This window comes from bacterium (genome assembly GCA_035295165.1).
Lineage (GTDB): Bacteria > Sysuimicrobiota > Sysuimicrobiia > Sysuimicrobiales > Segetimicrobiaceae > JAJPIA01.
In genome coordinates this window covers 1-10,950 of the sequence record DATGJN010000067.1, presented here as the reverse complement: position 1 = coordinate 10,950, position 10,950 = coordinate 1, and the positions used below count along the sequence as shown (strand labels likewise).

General features: G+C 70.4%; 10 protein-coding genes. 7 read left to right on the top strand and 3 right to left on the bottom strand.

All coding sequences use genetic code 11. The annotated features are described in order from the left end of the window. A partial coding sequence (locus VKZ50_10855; GenBank protein HLJ60220.1) for a thiamine pyrophosphate-dependent dehydrogenase E1 component subunit alpha occupies positions 1-798 on the bottom strand: 798 nt, incomplete at its 3' end. 240 nt (positions 799-1,038) lie between these two features. Between VKZ50_10855 and VKZ50_10850 the strand changes: the two genes are divergently transcribed. From VKZ50_10850 to VKZ50_10820, 7 genes are read left to right on the top strand one after another with little or no spacing between them, the layout of a single operon-like run. Beyond that, positions 1,039-2,628 carry an FAD-binding oxidoreductase gene (locus VKZ50_10850; GenBank protein ID HLJ60219.1) on the top strand — a complete coding sequence of 530 codons (1,590 nt, stop codon included), beginning with the start codon at positions 1,039-1,041 and terminating at the stop codon, positions 2,626-2,628. After that, a complete protein-coding gene (locus tag VKZ50_10845) occupies positions 2,625-4,064 on the top strand; it encodes a (Fe-S)-binding protein (protein ID HLJ60218.1) in 1,440 nt (479 codons plus the stop codon). Before VKZ50_10850 ends, VKZ50_10845 begins: the two co-directional genes overlap by 4 nt. Beyond that, entirely contained in the window at positions 4,064-5,266 is a 1,203-nt protein-coding gene (locus VKZ50_10840; GenBank protein HLJ60217.1) for an ABC transporter substrate-binding protein, read from the top strand. Before VKZ50_10845 ends, VKZ50_10840 begins: the two co-directional genes overlap by 1 nt. Positions 5,267-5,306: 40 nt before the next feature. Beyond that, positions 5,307-6,056: a hypothetical protein gene (locus tag VKZ50_10835; GenBank protein ID HLJ60216.1), complete on the top strand. Its 750-nt coding sequence runs from the start codon at positions 5,307-5,309 to the stop codon at positions 6,054-6,056. Then, positions 6,053-7,072: a ketopantoate reductase family protein gene (locus tag VKZ50_10830; GenBank protein ID HLJ60215.1), complete on the top strand. Its 1,020-nt coding sequence runs from the start codon at positions 6,053-6,055 to the stop codon at positions 7,070-7,072. The genes VKZ50_10835 and VKZ50_10830 overlap by 4 nt, the downstream gene beginning before the upstream one ends. Further along, positions 7,062-8,858, top strand: coding sequence for a 2-oxoacid:acceptor oxidoreductase subunit alpha (locus VKZ50_10825; protein HLJ60214.1), 1,797 nt, complete (start codon positions 7,062-7,064; stop codon positions 8,856-8,858). The genes VKZ50_10830 and VKZ50_10825 overlap by 11 nt, the downstream gene beginning before the upstream one ends. After that, positions 8,858-9,733, top strand: a complete 876-nt coding sequence (locus VKZ50_10820) for a thiamine pyrophosphate-dependent enzyme (GenBank protein ID HLJ60213.1) — start codon at positions 8,858-8,860, stop codon at positions 9,731-9,733. Before VKZ50_10825 ends, VKZ50_10820 begins: the two co-directional genes overlap by 1 nt. Positions 9,734-9,763: 30 nt before the next feature. On the opposite strand, the gene VKZ50_10815 is transcribed toward VKZ50_10820, so the two are convergent. Both VKZ50_10815 and VKZ50_10810 read right to left on the bottom strand, forming a co-directional pair. Further along, positions 9,764-10,498 carry an MBL fold metallo-hydrolase gene (locus VKZ50_10815; GenBank protein ID HLJ60212.1) on the bottom strand — a complete coding sequence of 245 codons (735 nt, stop codon included), beginning with the start codon at positions 10,496-10,498 and terminating at the stop codon, positions 9,764-9,766. A 13-nt stretch (positions 10,499-10,511) separates the two neighbouring features. Further along, the coding region (locus VKZ50_10810; GenBank protein HLJ60211.1) for an extracellular solute-binding protein at positions 10,512-10,950 on the bottom strand (439 nt) is incomplete at its 5' end.

Sequence of the window (10,950 nt, the reverse complement as noted above, 5' to 3'; positions counted from 1 at the left end):
CGCCGGGGGCACGTAGGTGAACCGGTCCGCTTCGCTGTGACCCCGCATCCGCATCGTTCGGCACTCGATCAACGTCGGCCCGCCACCGTCGCGGGCGCGGGCGACGGCATCCCGTGCCGCGTCATAGACCGCGACCACGTCGTTTCCGTCGACGGCGACGCCGGGGATGCCGTACCCAGGCGCCTTGTCGATGAACGCCCGGGCCGCGGTCTGGCGGTCGAGCGGGGTCGAGTACGCGTACTGGTTGTTCTCCAGCACGAGCACGAGCGGCAGGCGGAACACAGCCGCGAAGTTGACGCCTTCATGCCAGGCGCCGGTGCTAGTGGCGCCGTCGCCGAAGTAGGTCAACACGACGCGCGGCTCTCCGCGCTGCCGGCACGCCAGGGCCATCCCCGCCGCGACCGGAACCGACGCCGCCATGTGGCTGATGAACGGCAGGATGCCGAGCCTCGGATCTCCCATGTGGACGTTGCCATCCCGGCCGCGCGTCGGCCCGCCTTCGCGGTCGAGGAATTGCGCGAATACCTGCCGGACGGGCATGCCGCGCATGATGTACGCGGCGAGATCCCGGTGCATCGGCGCCAGAAGATCGTCGGGCCCGAGCGCGTACGCGGCCCCCACGACCGTGGCCTCGTGCCCGAACCCGGTGAAGTACGCGCCGGGGACGCGCCCCTGGTAGTAGAGCTTGATGCCCCGGTCCTCGACCGCCCGCTGAAGCCGCATGTAGTACAGCATCTCGAGCAGGTCGTTGGGCTGCAGCGTCTCCCCTGCCGTCGACGTCACCTGGATCGCACTCACGAACGCATCCTCCTGCGCAACGGGCATGCGTCGCCGCGGATTCCCGGGATCGTGCCGGCGACCGCGCCTACCATGAGATTAGGCGGCCGCGAACGATGTCCTGTGGGCAGGTGTTTCCCGCGGCGCCCGCGTAACCCCACAACGGCGGTTACCCTCCGAACGGACCAAGGCCAGTCCCCTGGAGGACAATGGCACATGGTGTCTCGGGTCAACGGACGACCTGCGAGGCTCCCCCGTGGCGTGACAGCACGCACGTTCGCCCGCGCCGTTCGAGAGTTCTCCCGGATCGTCGGTGACGCCCACGTATCGGTGTCTCCCGCCGAGCTCGTCCCCTATGCGCACGATGTCATCATGGTTCCCCCGATCTGGCCATCGGCCGTGGTGCGGCCGGGCTCGGTGCAGGAGGTCGGTCGCATCGCCCGCGCGGCGAACGCGCTGCGGATCCCGCTGTGGCCGCTCAGCACCGGCAAGAACATCGCGTACGGGCGGATGATGGCGGTCGATCCTGGCAACGTCGTCGTGGACCTCGGCCGGATGAACCGGATCCTCGAGGTCAATGACAAGCTCGCCTACGCCGTGGTCGAGCCGGGGGTCACGTACGCGCAGCTCTACAAGCACCTGCGCGACCACAACCTGCCGCTGTGGCTCGACCCGCCGGCGACGGCGCCGGGCGCGGGGCCGCTCGGGAATACCGTGGAGCGAGGCGTCGGGTACACCCCATATGGGGAGCATTTCCTGTTCTCGTGCGGGATGGAGGTGGTGCTGCCCGACGGACGGGTGCTCCGCACGGGGTCGGGCGCGCTCCCAGGCTCTCGCACGTGGCACATCTTCAAATGGGGATACGGCCCGTATCTCGACGGCCTGTTCACGGCCAGCAACTACGGCATCGTTACGAAGCTCGGGATCTGGTTGATGCCGGAGCCGCCCGCGTACCAGCCGATCCTGATGACGACCCCGCAGGAAGAGGATATCGTCGCGATCATGGATTTCTTGCGTCCGCTCAAGATCACGCACACGCTGCCGAGCGCCGTGGTGGTCGCGCACGCGCTGCTGGCGCTCGCGGCCGAGGCGGAATATCCGTGGGCGCTGACCGGGGGGATCAAGCCGGTCCCCGAGGCGTGGGTGCGGACGGAGGCGCGGCGGCGCATGCTCGGGATCTGGAACATCGCCGGGTGTGTCTACGGATCGCCGACGGTCGTGGCCGAGGTTGCGGAGACCGTCCGTCGGAAGGCCAGGACGGAGCTCCCGCAGGCCACCATCCTGGACATCGAGGAGGCGCGTCAGAGCCCGTACTGGGACCACAAGGTGCGAAACATGACCGGTGTCCCGTCGATGGTGGAGTACAGCCGGCTGTCGTGGCGGGGCGGCGGAAACGCGTTCGTCGCACCGGTCGTCCCGCTCTTCGGCGAAGAGGCGCGCAAGCACATGGAGATCGCGCGGCCGATCTTCTGGAAGCACGGGTTCGACTACATCGGCGAGTTCATCGCCGCGAGCCGAGACCAGCATCACGTCATGATGCTGCTGCACAAGCAGCCGGACGAGATGGCACAGGCGATGCGGTGTTACGGCGAGCTGACCGACGCGTTCTGCGACGGCGGATACCTACCGTACCGCACGAACGTCGCGTTCATGGAACACACGATGCGGCGCCTCGACCCGGTGTTTCAGGACGTCTGCGCGCAGATCAAGCGGGCGCTCGATCCGAACGGGATCATCGCCCCGGGCAAAAACGGCATCCGCGCCAATCGCGTGAGCGCCTCCCGACGCAGGCGAGTCGCGGCGACGGGGACGCCGGCCAGCCGACGGGCGCGGCCGCGGGCGGCGCGATGACGCGCCGGCGTGCCGCCCGGGCAGGCATCGGACCGCGCGGGCGGCGGACGGCGCCCGCGAAGGCCCGCGAGACCAACCCGGCGCTGCGGCACGTCCCCGGCAGCGCGCTGCGGCGGGAGATCGAAGCCAAGGGGATCGATCTACACGAGTGCTACACCTGCCGGCTCTGCACCGAGGAGATGCAGCGCGGCATCCTCACGCTCACCGAGCCGTACCGGAAAGCGTATGGCGAGTCCGTGTGGCGGCAGGACATCTTTAACGAACCCGTCTGCCCGACATGGGATTACTATCGCCACGAAGCGTACACGGCCTACGGGCGGACGATGCTCGCGCGGGACCTCGCCGACGGGCTCGAGGTGGACCCGCACGACGCGCGAACGCGCGACGTCGTGTACACGTGCCTGCTCTGCAGCGGGTGCCAGGAGCTGTGCTTCTCCCGCAACCGGGTCCCGCTGATGCAGCCCTTCATGACGCTGCCGCGTGAGACCTGGGACATCCACGGGATCCTGCTGGCCGAGCGCAAGTGGCTGTTCGACCGGTTCGGCTGGGACGTGGTCCCGCGCGGGCTCCGCGCGCTCGCCCAGCGCCTCATCGAGCACGGCACGGCGACCGGCGAGCCGCGCGCCCGCGCGACGCGCTGGATCCGCGCGACCGGCAGCGACGTCGTGGACGTGAGCCGGGGCGGCCGCGCGGACGTGCTGTTGCTGCTCGACGGCCACGCCCCGTACGATCGGACGCTCTGGCCGGCGCTCGCGGCGGCGGTGCGGCTGTTGCGGGCGGCCGGACTCACCGTGGGGACGCTCGGGGCGTCGGAGATCGCGACGGCGGTGCCCGTGCTCGCGGCTGGCGACGTCCAGCGGTTCCTGGCCATGAACCGCCAGGCGATCCGGCAGGTCGCCGACGTCGTTCGCCGGGCGGGGGCGTCGCAGGTCGTGGCGCTCGACGACACCGGCTACCAGGCCTGGACCGCCCCGGCGAAGCACTACGGGCTCGCCGAGGAGATCGCGTTCCCGTTCGCGCATCTGCTGTTGTTTCTCCATCGGCTGCTCGAAGAGGGCTCGCTCGAACTCCGGCGGCCCGTCGAAACCGAGGTGGTCCTGCTGGACTCCTGTCATCTCGGGCGATACTGCAAGGTCCTCGACGCGCCGCGAGAGATCCTGGCCCGCATCCCCGGGCTGCGTGTACGCGAAACGCCGCTGCGCCGCGAGTACCTGTACTGTTGTGGCGCCGCCGCCGGCGTTCCCGAGGCGTACCCGGACCAGGCGGCATGGTGGGGGCGGAAGCGGCTCGGCCAGGCGCGGGGTGCGCTGGGCGATGGCGACACCGTCGTGACGACGTCCCCGCTGTGCGGCGCTCACCTCCGGCGCCTCGCCGCCCAAGAGGAAAACGGCGTCACCGTCAAGGACCTCGCCGAGGTGGCCGCTGAGGCGCTCTGATGAGCCGTGCGCGAATGCGTGCGCTACTGGAGGAGGTGACCGTGTTGCCGAATTGTGGACGAACCCTGACCGGCTTGGCGCTCGTCGCCCTGCTCGCCGCGGGGCTGCTCGTGTCCGCCCCCGCCGCGCGGGGCCAGGGCGCCCCCATCAAGATTGGCGCCATCTTTGCGGTGACCGGACCCGGCAGTTCGCTCGGGAAGCCCGAGAAAGACACCGCCACGATGCTGCAATCACAGCTCTCCGGCGGGATCGGCGGGCGCCCGGTCCAGATCATTGCGTACGACAGCGAAACCGATCCGACAAAGGCGCTGCTGCTCATGAAGAAGGCCGTCACCGAAGACGGCGCTGTGGCGATTGTGGGCGGCACGACCAGTCCCGAGGCGCAGGCGATGGCCGACTACGCGATGCAGGCGGGCGTCCCCTACCTGTCGCTCGCGGCCAGCACCACGTTGAGCGTCCCGAGCCGGACGTGGGTGTTTCAGACGCCGCAACGCAACAGCATCGCCGCGGCGAAGGCGATGGAGTATCTCGTCGCGCTCCACGCCAAAACGTTCGCGTTTCTCTACCGAAACGACGACTTCGGCCAGGACGGCATGGTCGGACTGGAAACGTTTGCGCGCCCGCGCGGGATCACGCTGGTGGACAGCGAGCCGTTCGCCGCAACCGCCACGGACCTCAGCGCTCAGGTCGCCCGTGCGCGGGTGAAGAACCCCGACGTCATGGTCGTCTGGAGCACGCCGCCGACGGCGTCGATCGCGGCCAAGAACATTCGCCAACTCGGCCTCCAGACGCCGATTCTCGAGTCGCACGGCATCGCGAACCAGGCGTTCATCCAGCTCGCCGGACCGGCCGCGGACGGCGTGGTGTTCCCCTCGGGCAAGTTGCTCGTCGTCGGACGGCTTCCCGCCGGCGATCCTCAGAAGGCGCTGCTCACCGCCTACGCCAGAGACTTCGACGCGACGAACCACTACCCGGCCAACACCTTCGGCGGCCACGCCTTCGACGCGATCACCATGCTCGCCGACGCGCTGCGGCACGTCGGCCCGGACCGTGCGAAGATCCGGGACTACCTGGAGCACCTTCACGGATTCGTCGGCACCGGCGGGGTGTTCAACATGTCGCCCCAGGATCACAATGGCCTGACGACCAATGACATGGTGCTCGTCGTCATCCGGCACGGCACCTGGGCGGTCTGGAAGTAACCGGGGAGGATGGGGCCGGTCCCGCCCGCCCCGCCGTGCCATGCTCGCCCTGCTCCCACAGTTCCTGCTGACGGGCCTCACCGTCGGCAGCATCTACGCGCTGGTCGCGCTGGGGTTCGTCCTGATCTACAACGTGACCGGCGTACTGAACTTCGCGCAGGGAGAGTTCTCGATGCTGGGCGCCCTCCTATGCGCGACGCTGCTCGCGTGGCACCTCTCGCTCGGCGTGGCCGCCCTCCTGGCCGTCGGTGCCGTGTGCGGGATCGGCGCGCTGATGGAACGCCTGGCCGTGGAGCCGGCGTACGACCTCACGGCGGGTCAGGCCCGCGCCGGCCACCCGCTCACGCTGGTCATCATCACGTTCGGGGTGTCGATGGCGCTGCGAGGCCTCGCGCTGACGGCGTGGGGCGCTGACCCGTATACGCTTCCCGAGTTCACGCCGGGGCCGGCGCTCGTACTCGTCGGCGGCGTCCTGGTCCGGCAGGCGATGTGGGCGATCGGCCGGGGGCTGATGTCCCGTCCGCGCGTCCTCTTGTTGGACGAACCGTCGCTCGGCCTCGCGCCGCGCGTGACCCGGGAGATCGCGCAGGCGCTCCAGGCGTTGTGTCGGTCCGACGACCTCGCCGTCGTGCTCGTCGAACAGAACGTCAAGGTCGCGATGATGATCGCCGACCGGGTCTGCGTCATCGAGCGCGGCCGGATCGTCCTGCGCGGCCGCCCGGACGAGCTGCTCGAGCACCCGGGCGTCCGTTCCGCCTACCTCGGCAAAGGATATGAGGTGGTCGGATGACACCGGACCGCCCGCGGGCGCGCGTGCTGGTGATCGGCGCCGGCGCCGTCGGGGGAATCTACGCGGTCCGCCTCGGACGGGCCGCCGAGGTCGAACTCCTCGACGTGCGGCGAGACCACGTCGAGGCGATCCGCTGCCGCGGCCTGCGGCTCGCTGTCCGCACCGAGTGCGAGGCCGGCGAGTTCGAGACCCGTCCGGCCGCAGCGGCCGACCCTGCGGGTCTGTCGCGCGGGCCGTTCACGCACGCCTTGGTCGCGGTCAAGGGACCGGAGACGCGCGCCGCCGTCGCCTCGGTCGCCTCCCGTCTCGGCTCCGCGGTCGTGCTGACGGTACAGAACGGTCTCGGAAACGCCGAGACGATCGCGGAGGTGTGCGACGCGCGCATCTGCCACGGGGTCACGATGAACGCCGGCGCGCTCACCGGCCCCGGTGAGATCGTGCAGAAGGAGATCGGCCCCACGTGGCTCGGTCCGTACCGCGCCGCACCAGCCGACGCCGACCGCTGGGGCGAGTTGTTGCAGCAGGCCGGGATGGAGGTCCACGTGCTCGACGACCCCCGCGGCGCAATCTGGAGCAAGCTCATCTTCAACGCCGCGGTCAACCCCCTCCCGGTGCTCACCGGGCTCCCCCTCTCCCGGATCTACGCCCACCCGGACACCTACGCCCTCCTCCGGACGCTCGTCGACGAAGGCAAGGCGGTGGCGCGAGCGCGCGGAATCTCGCTACTGCACGACCCGCTGGTCACGATCGACGCCCACCGCGCGATGGGTGACGCGCACACACACCACGGGTCGATGGTGCATGACGTCGAGCGCGGTCGGCCGACCGAGATCGAAACGCTGACGGGCGCCCTAATCGCGCAGGCCGACGATGCGGGGATCGCCGTCCCCGCGCATCGGACGGTCTACCGGCTGATCAAAGGCGTGGAGGCGCGGACGGCCGCCGACGGCGCGGGCGGGACACGCACGACGGCCGCGACGCGGGGAACAAACGGGAGGCCCAACGATGGCGCGTGAGCTGAGCTGGCTGATCGGGGGGAAGACCGGCGAAGGCGTGGACTCCGCCGGCGAGGCGTTCGCCCGGGCGGCGGCGCGGGCGGGCCACGAGGTCCGCACCTTCCGAGTGTTTCCGCCGGTGATCAAAGGCGGCCCGACATCGTACGAGGTCCGGATCGGCGACCGTCCGCTGGGGGGACGGAGCGACCGGCTCGACTGCGTCGTCGCGCTCGACGACGAGACGGTCTCGCACCACGCGGGCGGTCTCGGGCCACACGGTCTGCTCGTGGTCGACGACGGGCGGGTGCGCCGGGAGACGACCGCGGGGACAGCGTGTGCGGCGCCGCTGAGCCGGCTGGCCGCGCAGGCCGGCGACGGCATCATGCGCAACGTCGTCGCCCTGGGCGTCTCCGCGCGCCTGCTCGGCCTCGACGCGGCGACCGTGCGCGAGACGGTCTCCCTCCAGTTTGCCGGCAAGAGCGAGACGGTGCGACAGCGGAACGCCGCCGCGTACGAGGCGGGGTGGCGCTATGCGGATGCGCACCTGGGCGGCCATGCCGTCGCACTCGCCCGCGGGGGCGGCCTGCCGGCGCCGTCCGGTCCACCACGGTTCTTCCTCTCCGGGAACGACGCGATCGCGCTCGGCGCGCTCGCGGCCGGGTGCCGGTTGTATGCGAGTTACCCGATCACGCCGGCCAGCGATATCTTGGAGTGGATGGCCGAGCACCTGCCCGCGGTCGGCGGCGCCGCGGTCCAAACCGAGGACGAGATTGCCGCCCTGGGCGTGGTACTCGGCGCCGGGTACGCCGGTGTGCGGGCGATGACGGCGACCAGCGGGCCCGGCATCTCCCTGATGACGGAAACACTCGGACTCGCCGGCATGGCGGAAATCCCCGCCGTCATTGTCGCCGCGCAGCGGCCCGGCCCGAGCGCGGGGATGCCGACGAAGCACGAACAGGCGGACCTGTTGCATCTCGTCTACGCGTCCCACGGGGAGTTTCCGCGGATCGTGCTCACGCCGGGCACGCTCGAGGAGTGCTTCTCGGACACGGCGGAGGCGTTCAACCTCGCAGAGCGGTACCAGTGTCCGGTCATCGTCGCGGTGGATCAGGACCTCGTGCTCACGAAGCGCACCAGCAGCGGGCTGCCCGTCGAGGGCGTCCGGGTCGACCGGGGTGAGCGGCTCAGCGATGACGCCGCGCGCGCCGCCGGCGCGTATCGGCGCTACGCGATCACCGCGAGCGGGATCTCGCCCCGCGCGGTCCCCGGCCAGGAGGGGACCGTGTTCCTCAGCACCGGGGATGCGCACGACGACCGCGGCGTGATCGACGTGGAGGACCCGGGCGTGCGGCGTACGATGGTCGACAAGCGGCTGCGGAAGACCTGCGACGTTTGGACGCGCCTGGCGGGCACGCACGCAGAGGGCGACGGCGACGACATCCTCGTCGTCACCCTGGGAGCGCCCTGTGGCCCCGCCCGCGAGGCGCTCGAGCGACTGGCGGCGGACGGGATCCGCGGCCGGCTGTTGCAGATCCGCTGTCTGTGGCCGTTTCCGGCGCACGAGGTCGAATCGGAGATCTCCCGCGTCCGCCGTGTGGCGGTGGTCGAGCACAACGCGACCGGACAGCTCGCCACGTTGATCCGGGCGTACGCCGGCGGCCGCGGCCAGCTCGCCGCGATCCGCAAGTACGACGGCCTGCCGTTCATGCCCGGCGAGATCGAGGCGCGGTTGCGCGAGATCGCCGGCGGGACGCCGGACCCGCAACCGCCGGCGCCGCGCGGCCTCCGTCCCGCGGGAGGTGTGTGATGGCCGTGACGACGACAACCAGAGCGTTCACCGGGCCGCGCGCCACGTGGTGCCCGGGGTGCGGCGACTTCGCCGTCCTCCGCGCCCTCCAGGACGCCTGCGCGGGGCTCGCGCTCGCCCCGCACCGAGTGGTGCTGGTCTCAGGGATCGGGTGCTCGGGGAAGATTACGTCCTACTTCGGCGCCTATGGGTTTCACGTCCACCACGGCCGCACGCTGCCGATCGCCACCGGGATCGCGCTCGCGAACCGCGACTTAACGGTCGTCGCCGCCGGCGGCGATGGCGACGGGTACGGCATCGGCCTCAACCACGTCATTCACGCGATCCGCCGCAACGCGAACCTGACGTACGTCGTCATGGACAACGGGGTGTACGGGAACACGAAAGGACAGACGTCTCCGACGACGGCCACCGGCACGACCACCCCGTCGTCGCCGGCGGGCGCCGTCGAGGAACCGATCCATCCGCTGCGGCTCGCCCTGGCCGCCGGGATCACCTATCTCGCGCAAGGCACGAGCACCGACGTCGCACAACTCACGCGGCTGATCGCGGGCGGCATCGAACACGCCGGGTTCGCGCTCGTCAACATCTTGAGCCCGTGCCCCACATACGACCGCGTCCGGACCTATCCGTGGTGGCGGGCGCGCCTGCAGAACTTGCAGGCAGACCCCGCGTACGATCCGGCGCGCCACGAACAGGCGCTCGCGGCCGTCACGGAACGGGACAGCGAGATCGCGGGCCTCATCTACCGCGTCCCCAGCCGGCCGCTCGAAGCGAGGCTGCCGCGGTTCCGGGAGTCGCCGCTCGCCGCGGAGAGACTCGCCCCCGGCGCCCCGGCGGTGCGGCGGCTGCTGGAGGAGGAATACCGGCCCTAGGACCGCCTGCCTCGCGCGGTCGCACGCGGACTACAGGGTGATAACCAGCCCGTCGTCGGCGTGCTCGACGGGCAGCGCGTCTCGATGCGCGAGCATCGCCGGGCCGAGGTGCGTGATGATGAGACGCTTGGTGTCGAGGGCGTCGCGATGCGCAAGCAGCGTCGGTAGATCGGTATGGAACCGGATCTTGCGATCATAGGAGTTGCACTCGCAGATCATGAGGTCGGTGCCCCGCGCCGCGTCCGTCAGGGCGTCCGTCCACTCGGTGTCTCCCGAAAAGGCAAAGGCCTTGCCGTGGCGCTCGAAGCGCAGCGCAAACGGCGGCGCTCCGCTCTCGTGCCGCACGAGGTACGGAGTGACCGTTGTCGCGCCGAATGCCCGCGGCTGCCCGGGCGTGAGCTCGACGATCTCCAGCGGAAACCGCCAGCCTTCCGCCCACGCGCCCGGATAGAGCGCGTCCATCATCGCGATGATGCGCGCGGACGTCCCGGGCGGTCCGGCGACGAGCAGCGGCGCGGTGCGCTTCCGAACGAAGTGCGCGTCCATGATCACGTACGGCAACCCGCCGAAGTGATCACCGTGGAGGTGGCTCAGGAAGATCGTCCCGATCGAGGCCGTGTCCACGCCGCGCTGCTGCAACGCGGTGATCGCGGACGCGCCGCAGTCGACCAAGAACTGGTCCGCGCCCGCCTCGACGAAGATGCACGTGTGAAATCGACCGCCGCTCGCGAACGCGTCGCCGGTCCCGAGAAACGTGATCCGCATGAAGACCGGGATGCTACTTCTTCTGGAACGGCGCGAGAATCTTGTCCGCGTTCTGCTGCGCGGTCCGCAGCCCCTGATCCACGGTCTCCTTGCCAGTCAGGATCGCCTGCAGGTGGTCTGAGTACATCAGCTGGATCTGTCCGCTCTGGTGCGTGGCCAGCTCGGCCTGTGCGTACGCCAGCTGATCGCGAGCGGTGAGCGCCTGTGGGAACTTGTCCGTGTACGCCTTGTACGACGCGACCCCGAACGCCGACTTGCGGACCGCGACGTAGCCCGACGCTTCGCTCCAGCGCGCGGCCTGCTCGGGCGCGGTCATCCACTGGACGAACTGCCACGCGGCCCGCTGGCGGTCGGCGGGGATCCCCTGGAAGATGTAGAAGTTCCCGCCGCCGGTGGGGGTCCCGTAGGTCTTGTCCGCGAGCATGAACGCCGTCCCAAACGGGAACTTCGCA